The organism is Bacteriovorax sp. BAL6_X (genome assembly GCF_000443995.1).
Taxonomy (GTDB): Bacteria; Bdellovibrionota; Bacteriovoracia; order Bacteriovoracales; family Bacteriovoracaceae; genus Halobacteriovorax_A.
Genome location: NZ_AUMC01000003.1, coordinates 187,985 through 212,642 on the forward strand (window position 1 = coordinate 187,985; position 24,658 = coordinate 212,642).

23 protein-coding genes are annotated in these 24,658 nt (G+C 37.2%); 14 read left to right on the top strand and 9 right to left on the bottom strand.

Annotated elements, in window-relative coordinates; translation table 11 throughout:
* Nucleotides 1-7: 7 nt before the first annotated feature.
* From M902_RS01085 to M902_RS01095, 3 genes are read left to right on the top strand one after another with little or no spacing between them, the layout of a single operon-like run.
* Nucleotides 8-688 (top strand): hypothetical protein, encoded by a 681-nt coding sequence (locus M902_RS01085; protein ID WP_156979681.1) that lies wholly within the window; start codon nt 8-10, stop codon nt 686-688.
* A gap of 1 nt (nt 689) precedes the next feature.
* A complete protein-coding gene (locus M902_RS01090) occupies nt 690-1,646 on the top strand; it encodes a DUF2817 domain-containing protein (RefSeq protein WP_021266324.1) in 957 nt (318 codons plus the stop codon).
* Between the two features lie 3 nt (nt 1,647-1,649).
* The gene (locus tag M902_RS01095) at nt 1,650-2,402 is read left to right on the top strand and encodes an alpha/beta fold hydrolase (protein ID WP_021266106.1); all 753 of its coding nucleotides are present in this window, start codon (nt 1,650-1,652) and stop codon (nt 2,400-2,402) included.
* Here the strand turns inward: M902_RS01095 and M902_RS01100 are convergent.
* From M902_RS01100 to gpmI, 3 genes are read right to left on the bottom strand one after another with little or no spacing between them, the layout of a single operon-like run.
* Nucleotides 2,384-3,955, bottom strand: coding sequence for a glycosyltransferase family 39 protein (locus tag M902_RS01100; RefSeq protein WP_021266201.1), 1,572 nt, complete (start codon nt 3,953-3,955; stop codon nt 2,384-2,386). The genes M902_RS01095 and M902_RS01100 overlap by 19 nt on opposite strands.
* Before the next feature lie 15 nt (nt 3,956-3,970).
* A complete protein-coding gene (gene pfkA / locus M902_RS01105) occupies nt 3,971-4,978 on the bottom strand; it encodes a 6-phosphofructokinase (protein WP_021266026.1) in 1,008 nt (335 codons plus the stop codon).
* Nucleotides 4,979-4,986: 8 nt separating this feature from the next.
* Nucleotides 4,987-6,510: a 2,3-bisphosphoglycerate-independent phosphoglycerate mutase gene (gpmI, locus tag M902_RS01110; RefSeq protein WP_021265910.1), complete on the bottom strand. Its 1,524-nt coding sequence runs from the start codon at nt 6,508-6,510 to the stop codon at nt 4,987-4,989.
* Between the two features lie 202 nt (nt 6,511-6,712).
* Here gpmI and M902_RS01115 point away from each other — a divergent pair, with 202 nt between their 5' ends.
* The 3 genes from M902_RS01115 (at nt 6,713) to M902_RS01125 (ending at nt 10,204) form a co-directional block, all read left to right on the top strand.
* The gene (locus M902_RS01115) at nt 6,713-7,468 is read left to right on the top strand and encodes a hypothetical protein (RefSeq protein ID WP_021265814.1); all 756 of its coding nucleotides are present in this window, start codon (nt 6,713-6,715) and stop codon (nt 7,466-7,468) included.
* 168 nt (nt 7,469-7,636) lie between these two features.
* A complete protein-coding gene (locus M902_RS01120; RefSeq protein ID WP_021266442.1) occupies nt 7,637-9,361 on the top strand; it encodes an acyl-CoA dehydrogenase in 1,725 nt (574 codons plus the stop codon).
* Between the two features lie 30 nt (nt 9,362-9,391).
* Nucleotides 9,392-10,204, top strand: a complete 813-nt coding sequence (locus M902_RS01125; RefSeq protein WP_021266450.1) for a hypothetical protein — start codon at nt 9,392-9,394, stop codon at nt 10,202-10,204.
* Between the two features lie 2 nt (nt 10,205-10,206).
* Here the strand turns inward: M902_RS01125 and M902_RS01130 are convergent, their stop codons facing one another.
* Nucleotides 10,207-11,442, bottom strand: coding sequence for a class I SAM-dependent RNA methyltransferase (locus tag M902_RS01130; protein ID WP_021266195.1), 1,236 nt, complete (start codon nt 11,440-11,442; stop codon nt 10,207-10,209).
* Between the two features lie 185 nt (nt 11,443-11,627).
* Between M902_RS01130 and ahcY the strand changes: the two genes are divergently transcribed.
* The 3 genes from ahcY (at nt 11,628) to M902_RS01145 (ending at nt 14,228) form a co-directional block, all read left to right on the top strand.
* Nucleotides 11,628-12,923 (top strand): adenosylhomocysteinase, encoded by a 1,296-nt coding sequence (ahcY, locus tag M902_RS01135; RefSeq protein ID WP_021266239.1) that lies wholly within the window; start codon nt 11,628-11,630, stop codon nt 12,921-12,923.
* A gap of 179 nt (nt 12,924-13,102) precedes the next feature.
* Nucleotides 13,103-13,543, top strand: a complete 441-nt coding sequence (gene rpiB, locus M902_RS01140; protein ID WP_021266303.1) for a ribose 5-phosphate isomerase B — start codon at nt 13,103-13,105, stop codon at nt 13,541-13,543.
* A gap of 4 nt (nt 13,544-13,547) precedes the next feature.
* Nucleotides 13,548-14,228 carry a hypothetical protein gene (locus tag M902_RS01145; protein WP_021266168.1) on the top strand — a complete coding sequence of 227 codons (681 nt, stop codon included), beginning with the start codon at nt 13,548-13,550 and terminating at the stop codon, nt 14,226-14,228.
* Here M902_RS01145 and M902_RS01150 read toward each other — a convergent pair whose 3' ends face one another.
* Nucleotides 14,229-14,615 carry a thiol-disulfide oxidoreductase DCC family protein gene (locus M902_RS01150; RefSeq protein WP_021266236.1) on the bottom strand — a complete coding sequence of 129 codons (387 nt, stop codon included), beginning with the start codon at nt 14,613-14,615 and terminating at the stop codon, nt 14,229-14,231.
* An 18-nt stretch (nt 14,616-14,633) separates the two neighbouring features.
* A complete protein-coding gene (locus M902_RS01155) occupies nt 14,634-16,343 on the bottom strand; it encodes a hypothetical protein (RefSeq protein WP_156979682.1) in 1,710 nt (569 codons plus the stop codon).
* Between the two features lie 273 nt (nt 16,344-16,616).
* Between M902_RS01155 and M902_RS01160 the strand changes: the two genes are divergently transcribed.
* The 5 genes from M902_RS01160 to M902_RS01180 all read left to right on the top strand — a co-directional run bounded on the left by M902_RS01160 (nt 16,617) and on the right by M902_RS01180 (nt 21,269).
* The gene (locus M902_RS01160) at nt 16,617-17,189 is read left to right on the top strand and encodes a metal-dependent transcriptional regulator (RefSeq protein ID WP_021266497.1); all 573 of its coding nucleotides are present in this window, start codon (nt 16,617-16,619) and stop codon (nt 17,187-17,189) included.
* A 94-nt stretch (nt 17,190-17,283) separates the two neighbouring features.
* Nucleotides 17,284-17,739, top strand: a complete 456-nt coding sequence (locus M902_RS01165) for a hypothetical protein (protein ID WP_156979683.1) — start codon at nt 17,284-17,286, stop codon at nt 17,737-17,739.
* Nucleotides 17,739-18,956, top strand: a complete 1,218-nt coding sequence (locus tag M902_RS01170; protein WP_021265885.1) for an Npt1/Npt2 family nucleotide transporter — start codon at nt 17,739-17,741, stop codon at nt 18,954-18,956. The genes M902_RS01165 and M902_RS01170 overlap by 1 nt, the downstream gene beginning before the upstream one ends.
* A gap of 31 nt (nt 18,957-18,987) precedes the next feature.
* Entirely contained in the window at nt 18,988-21,021 is a 2,034-nt protein-coding gene (locus tag M902_RS01175) for a M3 family metallopeptidase (protein WP_021266229.1), read from the top strand.
* A 35-nt stretch (nt 21,022-21,056) separates the two neighbouring features.
* Nucleotides 21,057-21,269 carry a hypothetical protein gene (locus tag M902_RS01180; protein ID WP_040313704.1) on the top strand — a complete coding sequence of 71 codons (213 nt, stop codon included), beginning with the start codon at nt 21,057-21,059 and terminating at the stop codon, nt 21,267-21,269.
* Here the strand turns inward: M902_RS01180 and M902_RS01185 are convergent.
* From M902_RS01185 to M902_RS01195, 3 genes are read right to left on the bottom strand one after another with little or no spacing between them, the layout of a single operon-like run.
* The gene (locus M902_RS01185; RefSeq protein ID WP_021266131.1) at nt 21,259-22,320 is read right to left on the bottom strand and encodes a saccharopine dehydrogenase; all 1,062 of its coding nucleotides are present in this window, start codon (nt 22,318-22,320) and stop codon (nt 21,259-21,261) included. The two genes, M902_RS01180 and M902_RS01185, sit on opposite strands and share 11 nt — an antisense overlap.
* 21 nt (nt 22,321-22,341) lie before the next feature.
* On the bottom strand, nt 22,342-23,589 hold the full coding sequence (locus tag M902_RS01190; RefSeq protein ID WP_021266466.1) for an MFS transporter: 1,248 nt from the start codon (nt 23,587-23,589) through the stop codon (nt 22,342-22,344).
* A 2-nt stretch (nt 23,590-23,591) separates the two neighbouring features.
* A complete protein-coding gene (locus tag M902_RS01195) occupies nt 23,592-24,578 on the bottom strand; it encodes a nitronate monooxygenase family protein (RefSeq protein ID WP_021266355.1) in 987 nt (328 codons plus the stop codon).
* Between the last annotated feature and the right edge of the window lie 80 nt (nt 24,579-24,658).

The window sequence follows — 24,658 nt, forward strand, 5'->3', positions numbered from 1 at the left end:
TGGCCAAATGAGCATATTTAAAGACAAGATTAATATATTTGAAGTAGTAGTATTAACATCAATCGCCCATATGGTAATTTTTGGGATGTATTTTGCAAGTGCAAACCCTGAATGGTTTTCGGGCGTCTATACAGTTGAAGATGGTTTCTTAGAAGTACAGCAGGCCATCTACTTATTACTAGTTTCATTTGTTTGTCTCTGGCGCTACTTTAAGTTAAAAGGTACGAAGCCAAAATTATTCTCTTTTGCACTTCTTGGATTTGCTGCACTTTTCTTCTTTGGTTTTGGAGAAGAAATTGCTTGGGGACAGAGGATTTTTAATGTCGCGGCCCCTGAGTTTTTTCAGCAATACAATACTCAAAATGATATCACACTTCATAATTTAAAATTTGGTGACTTTAAAGTTAATAAAATTATTTTTGGTCTTATCATTGGAATTATTGTTGGTGTTTACGTTTTATTTCTTCCGTTCCTATATAGAGCAATAGGATTCATTCAGTATCTTGTCGATGACTTTGCTATTCCCGTTCCTAAGTTAATGCACTCTCTCTTTTATCTGCTAATGTTTATCTTAGTAAGTCTAATCGACCATGGTAAAAAAGGGGAAGTTGGAGAGCTCGTAGGATGTGCAATGTTCTTTGTTATTTTCTTATTTCCATATAACGACAAGGCTTTCCAGAGGTCATAGGATGAAGGGCTTCGATGAGTTAAATGCCATATGCGAATTAACTAATATCGAAGACCCTTTAATTAGTTGTCGAGAAATTACCCGAATTAATCACAATGGTGAAAGCTATCCAATTCACAGTTTTGAAATTGGAAGTAATGATCCTGCCGCTCCTGTGTTGGGGCTATTTGGTGGTATTCACGGACTTGAAAAAGTCGGTACTCAAGTTGTGGTGACGTATCTTTCATCACTATTTAAACAGCTCTCTTGGGATGAAGAGTTAAGAAGAAGTCTTGAGAAGTTTAGAATTGTTTCAATTCCTCTTATTAATCCATGGGGGATGTATCATCATCGTCGTTCAAACCCTAATAATGTGGACCTTATGAGAAACTCACCATCAAAAACCCAAGAAAAAACAAAATTTCTTCTCTCTGGTCATAAACTTTCAGATAAGCTTCCTTGGTATCAGGGGAATAGCGATGAGATGGAGCATGAGCTTCAGACCCTTGTGGACTATGTAAAAGAACATATTTTTGCTTCTAAACGTGCTATCTCTGTGGACTTTCACTCTGGCTTTGGACTAAGAGATCGTCTTTGGTATCCCTATGCTAGAACACTTACGCCATTTAAGCATATAACAGAAATGGAGAACCTTGAGCACTTATTAAATGAGACTCATCCTCACCATATTTATCGAATTGAACCAACTTCGCAAAGCTATACAATTCAAGGGGATGCCTGGGATTACTTATACGATGAGTACGTCACTAAAAATCCTGATGGAGTTTATCTTCCATTGACTCTTGAGATGGGAAGTTGGATTTGGGTGAAAAAAAACCCATTACAGATTTTTAGAAGGGGAGGCTTATTTAACCCTCTTAAGTCTCACCGTTATGATCGAACGATGAGAAGACATATTATGTTAATCAAATTTCTCTTTCGAGCTGTTGGGAGTTCAAAAGCATGGGTGAAAAGGTAAGTTATGAACTGGTTACTTCTTAGAGGTTTAGCAAGAGATAGTCGTCATTGGTATGAATTTCCAGAATACGTGGAAAAAATGAAGAGTACACAAAAGGTCTTTGCCATTGATTACTTAGGAGTTGGTAGCAAGAACGACGAAAAGTCGCCTCTTAAGATTTCAGATTATGTCGAAGATATGAGAGATGAGTGGCTAAAACTTAAAGAAGAAAACGAGGGCCCATGGAGTGTCATAGGTATTTCAATGGGTGGAATGATGGCCCTTGATTGGTGTGAACGCCACGCCGATGACTTTGAGCATGCTGTTCTTCTTAACACTTCAACAAGTGATTCAGGTAAGATTTATCATCGAATGTCTCTTGAGGCGATGAGAACCTTTTCAAAACTTATTTTTAATAAAAATCACCGCGAACGTGAAAGAAAAGCACTTTCACTTACTGTTAAGATGAAAGATTTATCAGATGACCTTCTTGACGCTTATGCTACGTACTTTGAAGAAAGACCTCTTAATCGAGTTAACTTTGTTAGACAATTGATTGCAGCTTCACACTATCGTTTACCGAAGAAAGTAAAGGCCGATGTCTTATTACTTGCAGGAAAGCAAGATAAGCTGGCCCATTATAAATGTAGTGTCGAAATTTCTAAAAGGCTTGGTGCCACGCTTGAGCTTCACGAACAAGCGGGACACGATTTACCTATAGATGACCCAGAATGGATTATAAAAAAGATTGAAGAACATTACTTTGATAGTAAGTAAACTTCCTCTTTTAATGGTTCATAAGAGCGTGCTTTTAGGGCCGCCTTAATATGAGGCCACTTTACTCTTCTTTTCCACTTTTGCCACTTGGCAACAACTCTATAGTCCTTGCGGTATTCAAGTGGGGTCTTTGATTCCGCAGTTATCACAACGGCATCATTTTTTTCTAAAAAAGCAGTGATTTGACTATATTTAATCGGCTCAACATTCATTTCTAATGTTTGCTCATAAAAGTAAGAACGACGATCAACTAGAGCGACTGTCTTATCTTTGAAAAGGCCATGAGCTGCTTGTGGAACTGGTAAGATATAAAATTGAGAAGCAACAACTGACCAAAGAAAAATTAAATAAAGTCCCATGGTATTGAAAGCAACAAGTATTTTCTTTTTGAAAATAAAAATATTGGTCACAATAATAAGAGAAACAAATAGCAAGTTACCAACGATTGTAGCTCCATCTGAAAAGTAGAGAAGTAGAAAACCAACGGCCAAGAAAAGTAGGTTTATTGGTAAGAAGATTAAAAGTATTCCTTTTGCCTTTTCTCTAAGTGTTACTAGATTAATTTGTAATAGCATAAATGCCATAAGAAATGGAATCGATGGGATTGCATAGTGATGCGATCTCTGTGACGGAATTAACCAAGTGATAAAGAAACATAGAAAATGGACAAAGAAAAAATAGGTTTCATTATTAAGGCCTTTAAAATTCTCTCTGACTTTCTTCCAAACAAATGGAAGAACAAGTAACCATGGTAGTGCATAGAGGATTAGACCTTGGAATACCTTAATCATTGGCATTGGCTTTTGATCAAATTTTCCAACATTCTCTCTAACAAAAAAGTAATTAAAGAACTCCTCACCATAGTTGATATAGCTGATGAAGTACCAAAGACAGCTTAGAACTGTAATTGAAAGAAAGTAGAAAAAGCATTCTTTAATAATAAAACGCTTCTCTTTCTTGAATAAGAAGACTTGATAAAGTGACATGGCAAGAAAGCTCATTACAATTGTAACAGGCCCTTTTATAAGTGCACCAGCAGCTCCAAAGAGAACTGCCCATATAAAGTACTTCTTTGATTTTGTTTTTAAGTAATCAAAGAGAAAGAGGGAACTAACAAATGGAAGAAGTGATAATGATGTTTCCATCATAAATGTTCGGCCAAACTTAATTGCGCCATAGCTTCCTAAAAAGAAAGCAAGTGACAAAAGAGGTTCAATACTAAATCTTCTCTTTAACCAAACTGCCGCTAAAACACCTAGGGCAATTGTCAAAAATGCCATGGAAGCACGAGCTCCAGTCAGAGAAGATTCTCCCATTAGTACATAGATAGGAAATGGAAGCCAAAAATGAACTGGTGGTTTAGACCAATGTCTATCTCCGCGGTAGTGTGGAGTCATTATATTATTTGTGTCATACATCTCTTGTGAGATTTGCACATATAATGATTCTGTTCCTTGTCTTGGAGCACTGATATTTCCAATGTCCCAAAAATAAAGAATTGAAAATAGGAATGTAAAAATAATAAATAACTTTTTATTTGAAATATTTGTCATACTTTTAAACTTTGTTTATTTTGATAGAGTTTTTACCATATCGACGTATTTATCTTCCACTTCAAATTTTTTACCAAGGCATTTTTCCAAGTCCTCGATAACAACTTGACCATTTTGTTCGGCCGTCACAATGGCGGTTTTTCCTTCAAGAAGTGATTTAACTGCAAGGTGTCCCATCTGAGTAGCGATAAAGCGGTCTCGCCCTGTTGGGTTACCTCCACGTTGGATGTGACCAAGGATACAAACTCGTGAGTCTATTTTATGATCTTGAAGTAGCTTGTTGTGAACATAGCGTGAGAGACCTTCTGTTTCACCTTCGGCAGCTATTATAATTGAAGAGCCTTTCCCGCGCTTTATTCCACGCTTAATGTCAGCAGCAATTGTATCGACGTCAACATTGCTTTCGTCTTGAACAGGAAAGATTATATTTTCAGCGCCTGTGCATAGACCTACATGAAGTGCAATGGCCGGTGATTTTCGCCCCATGACTTCAACGATGAATGTGCGATCGTGAGAGTGGGCCGTATCTCGAATTTTATCGACGGCTTCGATTGCAGTTTGTACTGCTGTATCAAAACCGATTGAATAATCTGTTCCTTCGATATCATTATCAATTGTTCCTGGGATTCCAACAACCGGAACACCATGTTCCTTGTGAAGCTCCCAAGCTCCATTAAAAGATCCATTTCCACCGATAACAATTAGTGCATCAATATTCTTTCTTTTAAGAATGTGGGCCGCCTCTTTTCTAATCTCTGGTTGCATAAATTCAGGACAACGTGAAGTTTGCAGAATAGTTCCACCTTTTTGAAGAATATTCCCTACACTAGCTGCATCCATTTTATGTTGTGAACCTTCAAGTAGGCCTGCGTATCCACGTCGAATTCCATAAATTTCAATATCGTTTGCAATACAAGTACGAACTACTGCTCTAATAGCACAGTTCATCCCCGGGCTATCGCCTCCACTACAAAGGACTGCAATTGTTTTAATCGACTTTACATCTTTTTCAGCTTCGCTCATAAATATTCCTATTCAAAAATATGATGGCCAGTAAAACTCGCTGGACGATCAATCCCCATAATATAAAGACACGTTGGAGAAACATCCATTAGTGAATGATCTCCTGGTGCAATAGTAAAAGCTTTGTCTTTCAATGCTCTATTAACAACACAAAATGGAACAGGTGCACCTGTATGCGCAGTATGTGGCGTTCCATCTTTGTGTGTCATTTCATCACTATTTCCATGATCAGCAGTTATAACTACTGTTATATTTTCATCTAGACATTTTTTTACAATTTTTCCGACACATTCATCAAGTGCTTCAATGGCCTTAACGGCAGCTTCGTATTTTCCTGTGTGACCAACCATATCTGAGTTCGCAAAGTTTACAACACTAAAGTCAAAGTCACTTAACTTTTCCATTAATTGTTCTGTCACTTCTGGTGCACTCATTTGTGGCTTTTGATCATAAGTTGAAACTTCCTTAGGTGAAGGAATTAGAAAGTGCTCTTCATTTGGAAACGGCTTCTTTTCTCCACCATTAAAAAAGAAAGTGACGTGTGCATACTTCTCTGTTTCAGCAATCTTTAATTGCTTTTTACCAATACTACTTAAGTACTCAGTCATCGTTCCTTTCAGTTTTTCTTTATCAAATAAAATTGGAAGGTCCATTTCATCTGGAATGTATGGTGTCATACATAAGAACATGGCCGGAAAGAATGGTCTTTTAAACTCAGTAAACTCTGGGTAGTTAAATGCCATTGTTAACTGAATAGCACGATCTGGTCTAAAGTTTGTAAAGAAGACGCAGTCTCCTTCTTTAATAGCATAGTCTTTATTAAAAAGTGCCGGTGCTATAAATTCATCTGTTCTGCCTGCTTCATATTCACTATTTAAATAGTCAATAGGTGATAAGTCTGTGACATCACCATGGCCTAGGAACATATCATATGCTTTTTTGATTTTTTCCCAACGACGATCGCGGTCCATACCGATTGAACGACCTTGCATAGAAGCAAAGTTCGAGTCTTCAAATCCTACGATTTCTTTAAGGTAGATCTCTCCACATGACGGTGGTGTATCTCGACCATCCATAAAAGCATGTAAGAAAACTTCAACGCCCTCTTTCTTAAGGCATTTAATTATCTCTTTAGTATGTTCAATATGTGAGTGAATTCCACCGTCAGATAAAAGTCCCATTAAGTGGATGCGATTGTTGTTCTTCTTTGCAACTTCGACTAGCTCCCTTAGTTTAGGTAGTTCACCAAAAGTATGATTATTAATTGATTCATTTATACGGACAAGGTCCTGACGAATAGCGCGTCCGGCACCTAGATTCATGTGGCCAACTTCAGAGTTTCCAACAACTCCTTTAGGAAGACCAACTAAAACACCTCCCGCCTGAATCGTCGTAGCTGGATAATCTTTAAACAGTCCATCTAAAACAGGAGTTTTCGCATCTCGAATCGCATTCTTTTCTGTATTTTTGCTTATTCCAAAGCCATCTAAGATAATTAGAAGTGCTTTTTCACTAATGTTTTTAATCGACATAAATATATTCCCGTTAAAAGCTTGTTCAATCCTTATTCTAATACTACCCAAAAATTAGACAAAATACTCTATCGTGTTCACTTTTTAAACACCACGACTTTCTAAAGGACTGTAATCTCATCTTAAAACTTGGCACACAACTTGTATATATATAGGCAAATAGTTTAAACACGCACTAACACAGAAGATATTGGAGAATACTATGAAATTTAACTTTAAGAACAGTCTGTTATCAGCATTTGTTTTGTCCCTACTTGTTGGCTGTGGATCTGACGGTGGAACTGGCAGTGCCGGTAAGTATGGTGATTATGCCGTTGGAGCTGCTAGTGAATATGTTGACTCTGCTAGAGGACTACCAAATAACTTAAGTACTGCTGATGATTTATCACAAGCAATTGTGAATAATAATTTTGCAAATAGAAGTACTGGTGATACTGAGTACCCAATTTATACAATCTCTAGCTTTGATAACTTATCAGGATCAAGCAATTCTGGCGATTGCGACGACTTTGAAATATTCGGAATGAGTTTAGGTACTATCTGTACTTCATCATCATCTTCTTCTTCGTTGAATTATGCTGTTGGTGGGTATCGCGGATTATATAGAGATGGAAGACTTGCACGTAGTAATGAATCTTTAGATGGAGCATTTGGATCATCTATTTCTGAATTAGCAAGTTTCTTGGCCAATAAGGTTCAAGAATCGGATGCAAATGGTACGCTTTTCAAGCGCTATGGAAATGGATATGCGCCATATAAAGATGGAATGTGCAACGACTATAATTGGGTTAGAAACTACTATAGTGGATATATTCAATTTTGTCAGCAGGTTGCACAATCTTATGCAGTAGAGTGGATTGTGACAATAAATGGTAAAAGAATGTTAATCAATATGAATGCACCACTTGCCTTGCAGCCTGTCTTAAGAGCAACAGGTGTAGGGGTTTCTGCTTACTAATCGATAACAAACGACTTTAAATTTATACCTGACAAAAAAGCGCGGCAATGTCTGCGCTTTTTTATTAAATTTAACCTAATTTACTCCGGCTATTTTGTGTCTACACGTGCATGAAATCTGAACATCCATTATAATAGAACTGTTTTAGTATTAAAAAAGGACTATTATATGGCAAAGTATCGTACAGATTTAATGGATGTGAATTTCAATCTATTTAAAGCGTGCAAAATTCAAGACGAAGCAAGCGAGCTTGGGTATGGTGAAGCTGATTTAAAAGATATCCTAACTCAATTTGATAAATTCGTTGAAAATGAAATTTATCCAACTCGACAAATTAGTGATGAAATTGGCGTAAAGCACGTTGATGGAAAAGTTATTGTTCCAGAAGTTTTTCACCAAGCAAATAAGGCCTTCTATGAGAATGGTTGGTATGCACTTGGTTATCCTGAAGAGGTTGGTGGAATGCCAGCTCCTCACGCAATGAAAGTTGCATGTACTTCAATGGCAATTGGTTCAAATGTTGCGTGGTCGATGTACTACGGACTGTCTCAAGGTGCTATGAATGTAATTCTAAAGGTTGGCTCTCAAGAGCAAAAAGATCTTTTCGTTACCAAAATGATGACAGGTGAATGGGGAGGCACAATGTGTCTTACTGAGCCTGGTGCGGGGTCTGATGTTGGGAATGCAAATACAACCGCGAAGCCACTTGAAAACGGAAAATATGCAATTAATGGTGTGAAGATCTTTATCTCTTCTGGAGAAAGTGATCTATATGAAAATAATATTCACCTCGTTCTTGCAAGAACTCCTGGGGCACCAGAAGGAACGAAAGGACTTTCTCTATTTATCGTTCCACGCTTTAACGTCGAAACTGGTGAATCAAATAATGTTAAGTGTACGAAGCTTGAGCACAAAATGGGAATCCATGCACAAGCGACATGTGAGTTAACATTTGGGCAAGACGGTGAGTGTATTGGTGAGCTGATTGGTAAAGAATTTGATGGAATGAAGAATATGTTTATCATGATGAATGAAGCAAGGCTTCTTTGCGGACTTCAGGGGGAAGCACAGTCAAATCTTTGCTTTGAATTAACTGAGCAATATGCAAAAGAGCGCTCACAATTTGGTACTGAAATTATCAATATGCCAGATGTTAAGAGAATGCTTCTTAAAATGAGATCAACTGGACGAGGTCTTAGGGCCCTATCTCTTTATACGGCAAACCTATTTGATAAGGCCGAAAAGGGTGATGAAGAAGCGGATAAGGAAATCGCTCTTTTTACACCAATATGTAAGGGATTCTGTACAGATGAAGGTGTGAATATCGCCAGTGATGGTGTTCAAGTTCATGGTGGTTATGGATATTGTACTGAATATGGAATTGAGCAGTTTATGCGCGATACAAAAATTGCGACAATCTATGAAGGAACAAACGGGATTCAGGCCATCGACTTTGTTATGAGAAAAATTCTTATGGATAAGGGGGAAACATTCTTCAATGTCGGAAAGAAGATTCACGCAACTATGAATAGAGAAGAAGCAAAAGCTTATCCACACGAAGTTTCAATGATTGGGAAATCAATGGAAATGAGTGAAGAAGTTGTAAAGAAATTTGGTTCTTTTATGGCTGCAAAAAATCAGAGTGCGGTACTTGCACATGCAACTGATTTCTTAAGCTATTGTGGAAACCTCGTTGTTTCATGGTTACTTCTTGAACATGCTTGTATTGCTCAAAATGAATTGAAGACAGCAACAAGTGAAGAAGAGAAGAAATATTATCAGTCTAAAATCGATGATTTTAAAGTTTTCTGTCAGTACCAATTAACTAGAAATATTGGGCTCGCACATAGTGTTTTAAACTTCGAGGAAGATTTAACTTCGATTAATGTTTAATTAAAGATTAAGCACAAGGGTATGTGAGAGATGGAAGTAATGGAAAAAGGTGTTGACCTATTTAATGAGGCGACTCGTGGTAGTACCGACTACTACAAAGACAATGTTTATATTATGAAGAAAAAAGGAGAGTATGCTCCTTTAAGCTTCATGAAGAAGAAAGTTGAAGGCTTTGATGAGGAAAGCTTACTAAGCCGTGGTTTTATCTATGACTCTTTAGAGCTCGTAGGTGATAAAGAATTTTTAGAATGGTATGAAAAGCAATTTTCTCGCAAGATGAAGAGAACGCATGCTAAGCAAGTTCTAATTATTCACTTACCAGATAATAAAAGAATCTTTGATGCCATTGAAACAGTTAATAAGGTTTATGACATCCTTCGTGATGAACGTATTATCTTCAATGGTAAGAAACTTCCTGTACAGCTAGGAGAATGGTACGCAAAATGTATCTTCGGACTAATGCAGAAGAAGTCGACTTCCCAGCGTGGGTTTGATTTCTACGTTGGTGAAAAAAGAATTGAAGTTGTCGTTCACTGGGGAGATCAAACTTCACCAAAGGGTGTGAAGGTTAGAAAGTCTCTTTGTGATCTTTCGGCAAGTGTTATCATCATTTATCTTGCACGTAATTTTATGATTAGAGATATTTGTCTCTTGGACTCTGATTATGTTCTTAGAAAATTTGCAGGAAAAGGACATACACTATTCTTAAAAGATTCCGATATTGGAACTTATTTCTTTTCAAAGTCGACAAAGCATAAGGATAAAGTTGTAAATAAGAATGCACTTCTTAAATACGCACTACCTAAGCTTGCGATGAATTTAACTGAATTCTTAGAAGGTTAAAATTAAAGTAATTCATATTTTAAAAGGCGGCATTCAATGTCGCCATTTAAAAACTCAGTTTTCTTACTTGTTTTCAAACGAATATTCTTTCTAAGTGGCCCATGAGCTGTAAGAATGAATGCAGTTGAACCTTTGAAGTTATTCTTAAGAGTTTCACCCATTTCAAAATAGAAGTCGTTTATCTCTAGTCCACCAATGGCCTGAATACGCTCTCCGTAAGGTGGGTTAAATAGCATCATACCTCTTTCAAAGCCTGCTGGAGCCTGAGAGTTAATGAAGTTTTCACAACCAAAGTTTACGAAGTCAACACGGCCAAAGCAGTTGAGAAGGTGAGTTCTCATTAACTTGAAGTTTTCAACATCGGCGTCATTGCAATAGAACTTATCACTTGGAATTGAATCAATTCTTTCCTGAGAGTCCTTCATGATTTCGTGGACCTTATCAAAGTACCAGTCAACTAGGTTCGAATCATGAAACCATGGTTGTCCTGTAAATGAATACGGAGTTGTATTTTGCTTAAGCCTTAGGAAGGCCGGCGATAATTTTAAGTAATAGAAAATTGCTTCAATGAGAATTGTTCCAGAACCTGCCATTGGATCGTAGAATGGCCCTTGGCAATCCCATTTTGTTTCAGCGACAAGAGAAGCTGCTAAGTTTTCTCTTAGAGGAGCGCGGTGACCTGATTCACGGTAGCCACGTTTATCAAGAGAAGTTCCAACCATGTCAGCATAGATGATAACCTTGCAACCTTCTTTAACTTTTTCAACACGTTGAAGAAAGCTCACATTTGGTTCGTTAGTCTCAACATTTGGACGCTTATTAAATTTCTCTCTCATATAATCAACAAGAGAGTCTTTTAGAGTTTGAGATAAGAAAATTGAACTTCTAAAAAGCTCTTTACTTTCTCCATCTAGAAGAGTGTTGATTTTGAAAGTTTGCTCTGGAGTAATGTAATCTTCCCATGGAAGCTCACTTGCTCTCTTATAGATTTGTTTTTCATCGCGAATATAGAAGAAGCCAACCTCCTTAAAAACACGAGAAGCAATTCTAGCATTAAAAATATATTCAATCGTTGCCTTGTTGCGGGCCTTGAATGAAGCTCCACCACGTCCAGCCTTGGCCTCTATTCCGTTGGCACGTAGCTCATTTACTAGGTATTGCTCACATCCTCTTGGGCATGAGGCAAAATAAAAACTTTTGTCATTAATGACTTTGTTCGACTTCTTATAATTTTCCATAGGCGAGATTTATGCTTTATTTAGGTATGTGTCAAAGAAAAAGCCTTAAGTTGGTAAAAATTCGTTCATTTTCCTCAATAAAATAGGCTAAATTCCTTCGTATAGGCTTCAAACTTGACGGATATACTGTTATAGTTTCGGACATAAAATATATTAGAATTTATTCATACATAAAGTGAGGAAACATGAGTTTTACAGATTACAAAGTAGCAGACATCTCTCTAGCTGACTGGGGAAGAAAAGAAATTAAAATCGCTGAAACTGAAATGCCGGGACTAATGTCTCTAAGAAAAGAGTTTGGAGCGTCAAAGCCACTTAAAGGTGCAAAGATTGCAGGTTGTCTTCACATGACTATTCAAACAGCTGTGCTTATCGAAACTCTAGTTGAGCTAGGTGCTGAAGTAAGATGGTCTTCATGTAATATTTATTCAACTCAAGATCAAGCTGCTGCGGCAATCGCTGCTGCTGGAATTCCTGTTTTTGCTTGGAAAGGTATGAACGAAGAGGAATTTGACTGGTGTATCGAGCAAACTCTTAAATGGGCAGATGGATCAGCACTTAATATGATCCTTGATGATGGTGGTGACCTTACAAATATGGTTCACGACAAATATCCTGAGCTAATCGAAGGAATCAAAGGTCTTTCTGAAGAAACAACTACTGGTGTTCACAGACTATATGAAAGAGTTAAAGCAGGAACACTTAAAATGCCAGCAATCAATATCAATGACTCTGTTACAAAGTCTAAGTTTGATAACCTTTATGGATGTAGAGAATCTTTAGTAGATGGTATTAAGCGTGCAACTGACGTAATGATCGCAGGTAAGACTTGTGTTGTTGTTGGTTACGGTGATGTTGGTAAAGGTTCAGCTCAGTCTTTCAAAGGTCTTGGAGCTAGAGTAATCGTTACTGAAATCGATCCAATCTGTGCTCTTCAAGCAGCTATGGAAGGTTTCGAAGTAATGAAAATGGATAAAGCAGCTGCTGAAGGTGATATTTTCGTTACAACGACTGGTAACTACCACGTAATCAATGCATCTCACCTTGATAAGATGAGAGATGGTGCAATTGTTTGTAACATTGGTCACTTTGATAATGAAATCGACATCAAGCACCTACATAACAACTACGAAGAAGATAATATCAAGCCACAAGTTGATCTTTATACAGGAAAAGATGGTAAGAGAATCATTCTTCTTGCTCAAGGTCGTCTAGTTAACCTTGGTTGTGCAACTGGGCACCCTTCATTTGTTATGTCGAACTCATTTTGTAACCAAGTTATTGCTCAAATGGAACTTTGGGACAATGCTGGAAAATATGAGAACAATGTTTATATGCTACCTAAGCACCTAGATGAAAAAGTTGCTCGTCTTCACCTTAAGAGAATTAATGTTGAAATCGATGAACTTTCTCCTCAGCAAGCTGAATACATCAGTGTACCTGTTGAAGGTCCATATAAGCCAGAACACTACCGTTACTAAGCAGCTGCGAAATTGACTGGCTACGGCCAGTCTATTGTTCGCGGTGCTAGCTCCCCATGAAAGGAGTAGGCTCCAATCGAGAGCGAGGGTTCAAGCCCGAGCGGTTCGCTTAAGGAGCAAAAAGAATGTATAATATGAAAAGAGCCTCGTTTATGAGGCTCTTTTTTTTGAGGTAAATCATGAGTAAGAAAATTTTCCTAGCAACAGATCACGGTGCATTTGAACAAAAAGAAGCGGTAAAGAAATTCTTAATTGAAGAAGGTTATGAAGTAGTGGATCTTGGAACGCATTCAATAGATTCATGCCACTATCCTGAGTATGCAGTTTCTTTAGCAAAGGCCGTGCAAAAAGAGGGTAAAGGTATTCTTCTTTGTGGGTCGGGAATTGGAGTATGTATGGTTGCCAATAAGTTTAAGGGAATCAGGGCAGCTCTTTGTCATAACGTCGATCTTGCAAGGCTTTCTCGTGAGCACAACAACGCAAATGTAATTTGCTTTGGTGGCCGTATTTCAACTAGTGAAGAAGTTTTGGCCATGACTAAGGTATGGCTTGCGACTGAGTTTGAAGGTGGCAGACATCAGACGCGCATTGACATGTTCACTGACCTCGGTGAAAATTAATCTTATGTTTAAAGTTAAATGGACTGAATATATCTCATTCTTTGTTATCTTAGTTATTGGTATCTATAGCCTATATATATCAAGAACTGATTTAGCTTATTTTGATAACGTACTTAGCGTACAAAATGGACTACTTGAATGGTTTACTTTTGTTGGCCTATGTCTCATTTCATTTGGTTACTTTTACAGACGTAGAGTTCTCGCAAAATTTAGAGACTCAAAGTTTCTACTTATGCTTGTCGCTCAAGGTGTTTTTTATGTTATTTGTGCCTTGGAAGAGGTGAGCTGGGGACAACGTATTTTTGATTGGAATTCTCCTGAAATGTTTAGGGATATTAATAGTGTCCTTCTAGAAACCAATTTTCAAAATTGGTTAATTGCTCGTGGAGTTTCTCATGAGTCTTGGAACCTCTTTCTAAGAGTCATCTTATTTATTTACCTTTTCGCTATTCCTATTTCATATTTAAAAGTTGAAAAGGCTAAGCAATTCATTGATAAATTTGCACTTCCTGTACCAAAGGCAACTCATATTATAAGTTTCATGATTCTTCTTGTGATCACACTTTTTATTCCAAGTGATAATAAAGTGCAATTTGCAGAGTTCTGTTTGACTTGGGTTTTAACGGCCCTAACATTAGAGCCATTTAACCGCGGTATGTTTTCTCGTCGTAGTTTAGTTCGCTAGTTAGGCGTGCTTTACACAGCTTGTACATTTTCTTTTTAGCATTCTTCTGTAAGCACTCGTTGTCTTATGAAAGTAACTTGTAGCCTTTTGACCCATATCGCTTTCAATTAGCCAGCTAAACTTATTTACAAGAGGGTAGAGTTTTGCAAGGTGAGTAATCACTTCGTCACCCTTTAAAATTTTCTTATCACTTGTGATGTAGTGAACAATTTCTTGGCACTCTTTTTTATTAAGTTCTGGATACACTTGATAGAGCTTCTCATCGTTAACACTGACAAAATTAACGGACTTTGCCTCTTCTAGACGAGCTAGAGAATCCTTGAACCTTACACATAGTGGACATTCATCATCGAAAATGAGAATTGGTAATTTATAATTTTCTTCCATGAAACAACCTTTTAATACTTATTGTGCTCCTAATTTCTTAGACGCTGAGTAACGATATCTTCTTGATATGATCTCAAAAATATTACTTGATTTATCTTTTGTAATTCCTGCATTTCTTTGTGCTCTTTTTGAGAAGTCTAAAATTTCTGCACTAGCATTTGCATTATCTTTCTTTTTCTTCTTTAGTAGGTGAGCGTACGGATTTACGGCCTTTTTCTTATTCTTCTTTTTATTATCTAAACCGCTACCACCTCTAAAGTAGAGTCCATTATTTTTCGGCTTATATGATGCTGTATACTTTCCAACTTTTCCTCTTAGTCCTGAAGCGCGAGATTTTAATTTTGCTTCTGCGGATTTACTTTCACTAGTTTCTGGTGTGGCCGAAATTGCATTCGCTACGGCACCGTCAAATCCAAGTTTTCTCAGTCCCTCAGCTATTTTTGCATCTTTCTTCTTATAATTAGCAGGCAGATTGATCTTGTTTAAGCCTTCTTTTAGTTTATCGTTTGCCATGGCAAAGATCTTTCCTGATGTTGACTTGAAGCTATTTGAGCTATCACCAGGAGTAGAGATACCATTTGTCATTTTATAGAAGTCATCAAGACTTGTTCCAAGTCCACCAGGAATGTACATTCCTCCGATCTTTGATGAAATTCTTGAATCGAGACATGAGTTCGTTTGACGACAAGTACAGTTAAGGTCTTCTTTTACATTATTATCGACACAGGTAACTTGCCAGTTATTATTCTGAGCAGTTCTCTGTCTAATTTGCGGATAACAATATTTAACATCATTCATTGTTTCAGGCTGACTACAGTAGCAATCACGATCTGAAACAGGGTTACACTTACCTTTACCACTTAATTTATTTGCTACATTGTTTAATTTATCAGCAGCATCACCGTGCATTTTATGTTCCCACATATAGTAACTTGTCATAAGAGTTGAAGCACCTAGCTTTACCCAGTTACTCCAGCCGCTTGTGAATCCACCTTGTGTTGCCATCGAGGCAATATAACAAACAGTCGTTGCTCCCCAGCCTTTTCTTTGGATATCTACCGACTTCTGGCGGTCGCGATGAGAACGTGCCTGCTTATAAAGTGCCTGGCTTTGAGCATTTTCAACATCTGGCTCTGTTGCAAGGGCAAACTCATCACTTTTTTGTTGTGTTACACGTGCGATAACTTCTGCACCCATTGGAATATATTGGCAGTAATCAGTACCTTCTTTCTCGCTTGCCTTGTCATGTTCTTCTTGAGCAGCATCAAGGTCTTTTTGTTCGACTTGAGTGTCGGCCATTGGTTCTGCCTTACCTTCTTGATCGAAACTAATACCTTTTTCACTGTATTTGGCCGCAACGTCTTTCTTAGTCACAACATCAATCTGATTGAATTTTCCACCGCCTCCAGCTTGAGACATGGCCGGCATAATAATAGAGTAGGCTTGTCCTACGGCCTTAAACATTGAAGGCGACATTCCCATGAATTTCTCACCGTCAGTTGCATCGCCACCATTTCTGATACTCTCACACTCTTGAGAAGTTCCACATTCCTCAGCCCACTTTTCATCAGCTTCTCTTTGCTGATAGCCGGCGTGTGTATAATTCTCCATTGTATGTTTATCCTTGTCCGTAATATTTCCAGACTCAACATCGGCTTCGGAAGGAGCCTCATAGTTACTATTTTGTCCATAAGACAATAATGAACTCGTTACTAATAGAAACGACACGAGAGTGGTAAATATTTTTGATTTTGGCCTCAACATTAGCTAACCCCAATTATTTAGATTCCCTTTGATTTTAACACGCTGTGGTGTCGCTCGGGAGGTCTGTAATATATGCCTCGTTAAAATATACGTGAATTCAGTAGGTTATGTGATTAATTACTTTAGAAATCTTAAAAAACGATGCACATTATTTGGGGCATCTTCTAGGGGCCATTAGTTGCCAAAAATACCTGAAATTGCTAGATTAAAGGCATAACCTAATTTGTGAGAAATATCATGGTAAATACATCAACAAAAGCTAATACTAATGACAAAAAACCTCGTGAAGCTGAGCTATCTCACTCTATGGTTCACTATCTTTTAGCTATACATAAGCTAAAAGAAGAAAAGGGTTATGCTAGAGTTACAGATATTGCCAAAGATTTAGGTTTAACTAAGGGATCAGTTTCAACGGCCCTTAATAATCTGAAAAAACGTAATCTAGTTAAAGAGGAAGATGATACGAAATTTCTTCTTTTAACTGATGACGGTCATGATGAAGTTCACAAGACTTTAACTTCTCGTACTCTTCTTTATTATTTTCTGAAGGACTTTGTTGGAGTTTCAGAAGCAATTGCTGAAAAAGACTCTTGTATGATCGAGCACCTTTTAAGTGAGGAAACTAGTACAAAGTTCTTTGAGTTTATGAAGACACTTTCTTGCTCATGTGACGATCTTGCAAAAAGTGGTAAACTTCCTAAAGGTTTTAATTTTCAGACAACTTTAAGTCTTTGTGATTACAAGACTGCTGAAGAATTCATGGAAGGTCAAAAGGGTGATACGTACTTACAGGAAGAAAAAGACGCTTAAATTCTTATTTCTTTTAACACTGGTCATATCACTAACTACTGCATCGGCAACAGAGTATTGCTTTAATCGAAAACGACCTATTCATACTATTCGTATGGATTTGTTGAAGTACGTTATCGAGGGTGAGAAAATTAGAATTAACTCCCATAAGAACTGCTTAAATGTTGAAGTTAAGTCATACCGCCAAGAATTATTTCGAAAATTAGTAAACAAATACTTTCCAAATGAATTAGAGAAAAGCTCACTATCTCATTACACTCAAGAAATGTGTAAATTCAAAATGAAAGAAGTCACAAAGCTTAATGATAAGGTCAATGAGCAGCTCTCGGACATCATTAGCTCGCAAGGCAATGATTTTGAAATGGATTTCGGTGGTGAAGTCTATCACGTAATATGTAAGAAAAAGGGGAGTGTGTACCTTCTTGATTTTAGAAATAAGAAGAATAAGGACCAATTAACGACCTTAACTTTTAGTCTGGGAAAATGGGTCGACTTAACTTCACTGACTAAGCTTGAAAATAAAGAATACTCTCTTATGGTGATTGAATAATGAAAAATATTATTACGGCCGTTAAGGAGATCAATGCTGGTCTTTTTGGGTTATCTCAAGACGAGAGAAGAAATATTCTCTTAGTTACATTTACACTTTTTTTAGCTTTCTTTTCATACCCAATGATTCGCTCTAGCTCAACTGCTCTCTTTATTCAAAGCTATGGAGCAAAGAGTACACCGTGGATTTGGTTATCTTCGGTAATATTTCTTGGTCTCAGTGTTAGTATTATTAATGAACTACAAAAGTACTTTTCTATTACGATAATTTTTAACGGTATTGTGGCAATTTCATTGGCCCTTATGGGTGGCTCTCTAATAGTACTTGGAAATGGCTTTGCTTACGGAAGTGGTGTTTTTGCAGTATGGAAAGAAGTTTATATTATTTTAGTTGTTCATTTATCATTGGGGTATCTGAATTCTGTTATTGATTTCAGAGTTGCAAAGCTCGTCTATGGCCCACTAGGGGCCTTGGGCTCACTTGGAGGAATCTTTGGAGGACTTCTTACAACAAAGCTGATGAAGGGGATGGGGGTTTTCTATGCTGCTTCTTGTGGACTACTCATTCTTGCTCTGGTCATTGTTATTTTTAGTTTTACCCAAAAGCAATTTTTAGCACTTAAAGAAAAGTCTCCAATCTCTTCACTTGCAGATAAGAAGCTTTATGTCTTTTTTATTTGTGGCCTAATTATTCTTTCCCAAGTGGTAATTAACCTGGCAAATTATAAATTTAATCTAGGACTTGAAATATTTAAGGATGCTAATGAAAAGGGTGCCTATCTTGGTAATATTTATTCATCGATTAATGCCATTTCATTAGTTGTTCAAATTGTTATTATTCCAATTGCATTTAAATATTTTAAAGTTTCTTCAGTTCATATCTTTATTCCATTTGTTTTCTTTGTCTTAATATTATTGGATCGACTGGAATACTTAGGTTTACTTGGAACAGCAATTTTATTTGTCGGTTTTAAAGGTTTAGATTATTCGATCTTTTCGGCGGCCAAAGAGATGCTATATTTTCCTTTGAGTAAAGAACAAAAGTACGGGGCAAAGTATGTTGTGGATATGGTTATTTACCGTTCGTCAAAAATGGGAATTTCAGCTCTACTATTAGTGTTTACAAGTTTGGCTTTTACTCAAAATATGCTAATAATATCAGTGTTACTCTGGCTAGTTCTAGCGGCCTTTATGGCCATTAAATTTCGCACAGAGTAATGCCTTTAATAAAATTCGTTTAGGAGTTTATATGTCTAATCCATTATTAGAAAAATTTACAAATCCACATGGTGCAAGGCCATTTGATACAATCAAAAATGAGCACTATATGCCGGCCATTAAAGAGGCCATCAAAATGCACAAAGAAGAAATCGAAGCGATTAAAAACTTTGATGGTGAACTTACATTTGCAAATATCATTGAGCCATATGCAAATTCAGGAAGTGCAATTGAAGATATTTCAATGATCTTTTTTAACCTAAAGTCAGCAAACACAAATGATGAGATGAATGAAATCGCAAAAGAATTCTCACCATTATTAACTGCTCATGGTAACGACGTTAACCTTGATGCTGATCTTTTTGCTAAGGTTAAAGTTGTTTTTGATAACAAAGAAAATGAAGACTTAAACGCTGAGCAGATGACTCTTCTTACAAAGATCTATAAAGGATTCGTAAGAAATGGTGCTCTTTTAAGTGAAGAAGATAAGAATAAAGTAAGAAAGATTGATGAAGAGCTTTCTAAGCTAGGTCTAGAGTTTTCGGATAATCTTTTAAAAGAAACGAATAAATTCGAAATGATTTTAGATAATAAAGAAGATTTAGCAGGTCTTCCTGAAGGACTTATTGAAGCTGCTGCAATGACAGCAACTGAAAAGGGTCATGAAGGTAAGTGGGTATTTACTCTTGATTACCCAAGCTTTGGTCCATTTATTACATACGCGCAAAATCGTGAATTACGTAAGAAGATGACAATCGCTTCTGGGACTAAGTGTGCTAAAGGAGATGAACTTGATAATCAAGAAAACGTAAAAAGAATTGCTCAGCTTCGTTTTGAAAGAGCTGGAATTCTTGGATACAAGAGTCACGCTGATTATATCTTAGAAGAACGTATGGCCATGAGTGCTCAAAACGTTTTTGATCTTTTAAATAACTTAAAAGAAAAAGCAATGCCGGCAGCTGTTGAGCATATGGATGAAGTTAAAGCCTATGCAAAAGAACAAGATGGTGTGGAAGACTTCTCTTCATGGGACTATATGTACTACTATGAGAAGTTAAAGAAAGAAAGATATAGCATTGATGATGAAATGCTAAAGCCATACTTCAAGTTAGAGAATGTTCTTAATGGTGTTTTTGAAGTTGCAACTAAGCTTTATGGACTAAACTTTAAAGAAGTATCTAATATTCCAAAGTATCACCAAGATGTTATGACTTATGAAATTACTGATCGTGATGGAAATTTCATTTCATTATTCTACGGAGATTACTTCCCACGTTCGTCTAAGCGTGGTGGAGCATGGATGACTGCATTTAGAGAACAATATGTACTTAATGGTGAAGATGTTCGTCCACATATTGCAAACGTTTGTAACTTTACAAAGCCAACAACGACGAAACCATCACTTCTAACTTTCAATGAAGTAACAACTCTATTCCATGAGTTTGGTCACGCTCTTCACGGTATTCTAACTAAGTGTCAGTACCGTATGCTTTCAGGTCCAAATGTATACTGGGATTTCGTTGAGCTACCTTCACAAATTTTAGAAAACTGGTGTTTTGAAAAAGAATGTTTAGACCTATTTGCTAAGCACTATGAAACTGGAGAGTTAATTCCTGCTGAATTAGTACAAAAATTAAAAGACAGTTCTAACTTTGGAGAAGGTCGTCACACGATTCGCCAATTAAGCCTTGGCCTACTTGATATGGCATGGCACTCAGGTGATCCATCAAATATTACAAATGTTGAAGAATTTGAAAATCTTGCAACTCAAGATGTTCAACTTCTTCCAAAAGTTCCAGGAACAATGGTTTCTACTTCATTTGGTCACATCTTTGCGGGTGGATACTCAGCTGGTTACTATTCGTACAAGTGGGCCGAAGTTCTAGATGCAGATGCATTTGAATTATTCTTAGAAGAGGGGATCTTCAATACAACAATTGCAGATCGCTTTAGAGAGAATATCCTTGAAAAAGGTGGTTCAGAGCACCCAATGGATCTTTATAAGAGATTCCGTGGCCGAGAGCCAGAGGTTGATGCTCTACTTAGACGTGGTGGTCTTATTTAAGCGTTCCGCAAAATTGGCCGCCCAAAGGCGGGCTATTGTTTGCGGCGCTAGCTCCCCAGTCTTTAGCTAATAAATTATTTCAACAAGCCGGGTTCAAGCCCGGCTTTTATATTCAGGATGAATGGTATGTCCACGAAGGCAGGATCCGAGAGTGGACTGTTGTTTCTGGAGCCAAGGATGGGAAAGTTATCGCAAAAGAAAAGCGACACTTTAGCTTTGCTAAAGTTAGCAAAGGAACTACTTATTAGCAGACTTTTTCGCCTCAAAAATCTCTTTAGCATGTGCCCAAGTAAAATACTCCTTCGCATTCTTAAGCTCAAGTAGATGAGGAATCAACTGATTCGAATAGTCAATCGAACTCTCTTTTGGAAGCGCGGAAGGAAGATTATCAATGGCAATAATATTACACTCATGATCAATCGAACTTTCAATTTTATGAAGCGGATTATCCCAAGTTGTATGAACATCGTAAACAGGTATCGGGTTTAGCTCACTATTTGGATCACAGCTAACATCACAAATATAAGATAGTTTTTTATTTTTCTCCATAAGAGACTTGTCTAGAAATGGAGGTATTTTTGATGTCATGAGAACTGTATTAATAAAAATATCAGCATTAAGAATTTCAGCAAATGGGCCACCTACTTTCGTTTCTTGAATATCCCAATTAATTGATTCAAGACCTAAGTCAGTAAGAAGTTCTCTTGCTCCACTTCCACAACGTCCTAGAGCACCAATGATAAAAGTTGAAGGGTTTTGTTTGCCAGTTCTTTTCTCATTGATAATTTTAAGCCATTCATCTTTAGAAGAGTAGTGCCTAAGAGTGGCAGGGCCATTCGAAAAAAAGTTCTCAATACTTAGTGCTGCACCAACATAGCCGGCCCAATAACCAAAAGCAGCAACACGTCTTCTGTCTTCGTTGAGTAGGAATTCGAGATCGAATAGAGTTCCTGTACCATTTCGATAGCGATCAAAGACCTTCTGTGAACCATTTTGACCTTTGTAAATATGGGCAAAGTAAATGTGATTATGTTTTAGTGGAAAATCGTCAGTTTCTTTTAGTTCTTTTAAACCTAAAATAAAAACATCATCACCAACTGGAGCTTCAGTAATCCAAGCATGGCTTTCCTTTATTTCACAGCCTATCTTCTTGTATTCTTCGATTGGAAAAATTCGATCTTTTGATTTTTCTACAATTACTTTATAACCGGCATCGATTAATTTTTTTGCATTTTCTGGCGTTAGAGGAGTTCTTTTTTCAAATGCCTTATCTTCGTCTCTTAACCATACTGTTGTCATATTTAATAACCTTGTCTTTAATTAGATTTTATCTTGTATTGATGTATCCCTATCGACGGTTTCGTTGTTTAAGTTAAATAATGCTTTCATGTCTGAAAATAACATTCTCGGGAAAATTAGTGCACAGAATGCAATGCAGACGACGATAAGGATCTCTTCAGTAGCAAATTGATTTCCTACAAATGTTAGGATAATTCCGCCTAATATATTTGGGACAACAAAGCCAAGGTCTAGTAAGGCAAATATCCTCGCTAAGTACTTCGTTTCTACTTTAAGGGAAACATAATTTAGTTGATTTGTAATACGAACGAATACAACAAATCCCCAAATCGCGAAAATCATTAACGTTGCAGTGTAAGAAGCTGTGTAGAGCCAAATGCCCATTAGAATAGGTTCTAAATAGAGAGTTGTAATAATTAATCTGCCAACAGGCTTGTCTTTTAAAATTGTAGAACTCGCCCAACCACCAAATAGGCCTCCAAGACCAAAGAGTGCAAGAGCTATTCCGTAGTCTTGCTTCGAGGCACCAAGTGTTTCGGTAAGATATGGTAGAATAAGGGGAAACATAAACCCAAGAACTAAGCCTTCAATGATGACATTAGAAATGACCGCAAAGAGTTCTTTTTGTGTTCGAGCGTATTTAATACCGTTCTTAATTTCAGAAAAGAAACTCTCACTATCAACCTCTTGTTTAGGAGGGTTATAAGTTAAGTTCATAATAAAGTAGATTCCAACAATATAGGTTAGAAAATCGAGAGCGATAACTTCCTTTATTCCACCAAATGCTGTGAACATTGTTGCACCAAGAAATGGCCCAATCATGTGTAGAACAGCGAAAGCGGAACCAAATAGTGCATTGGCCCGATTCATGTCTTTTTGGGGTACAATATCATTTACCATTGCTTGTCTTGTAGGATTGTACATCCCTGTGAAAAGGGCGATTAGTCCATCACAAAGAATGACTACTTCTGGAGTCTTGGCAAAGATAATTGTGAAAATAATTGGAATACGAATATAGTTAGTAAATAGAAGAACGCTCTTGCGATTATATTTTTCGCCAATGACCCCACCGATCAAGTTTCCGATTGTTAGAAAGAAGAGGAATACTGCACGTGCGGCACCTAGATAGCTCTTGTTATGATTTGATAATTCAAATACTAAGAGCATTAGCGCTGTTTCTGAAACAAATGAGCCAAGCTCTGATGTGAGGCCTGCTATATAGAGCCTTCTAAAATTTTGATAACGTAAAACCTTAGGAAGCTTGAACATAATTAGGATCTTTTAGCTAAGAATTCATCAACGGAAGTATCAAATTCTGCAACAATTCTATCGACAATTTCTTTTACTGTTTCAATCTTTTCAATGAACTCAATTGATGGACCGGCAACCCATACAGTTTTATAAGTAGCACCAAAAGCTGCATTCTCAACGGCTTTCATTCCTTTGTAACCAGTAAGCATCTTTGCATATTTTTTTAGCTTCTTATTCTTGCTCATGGCCTTTTCAATAATATTTTGTTCAGTTCCGATCTTTTGAACATATGGAGTATTGATAACTGTACAAGGAGTACCTGAAATTTTATTCGACATCACAATATCTTTAGCACCGTATTGAACAACGGCTTCTTTGTATGCATCGGAAACAATTGATTCTTTAGTGGCTATAAAAGGGGAACCAATTGAAACGCCTTCACATCCTAGGGCCATGATACTGAATAGGCCCGAACCTGTTGCAATTCCACCAGCTGAGATAACAGGGATATCTAAACTCTTCTTAAGTAGAGGAACGAGGATACTTGCTGGTGTTGGTCCTGCGTGGCCTCCTGCTCCCGAATTTACAGCAATAACTGCATCGGCACCTTGCTCTTGCACTTTTTGAGCATACTTTAAATCGACAACATCACAGATGATTTTAGTTCCTTGTGGACGACACTTTTCGATAACTTCCTTCGGGTTTCCAAGTGAAGTGATAATGAAGTCTGGCGCGTATTTAGCACATAGATCAATCTGTTTGTGCATGTGAATGTTTGACTGGTTTACAATGATATTGATCCCAAATGGACCTTCACACCTTTGCTTTAATTCCTTTAGTCCGGCTTCAAACTCTTCTGGTGTTCGCCAGTTAAGTGCCGGAATACAACCCATAATACCAGCTTTAGAAGCTTCTACTAGCATATCAATACTAGTCACTAGAAACATCGGTGCCATAATAATAGGGTACTTAATATTAAAAGTTTCAGTTAGCCATGTTTTCATCATATGCAATCCATTCTCTATATGTTTATTGCTTAATTATAATGTATTTTTTTGTATTTAACACCTAAGATTACTTGCACAAT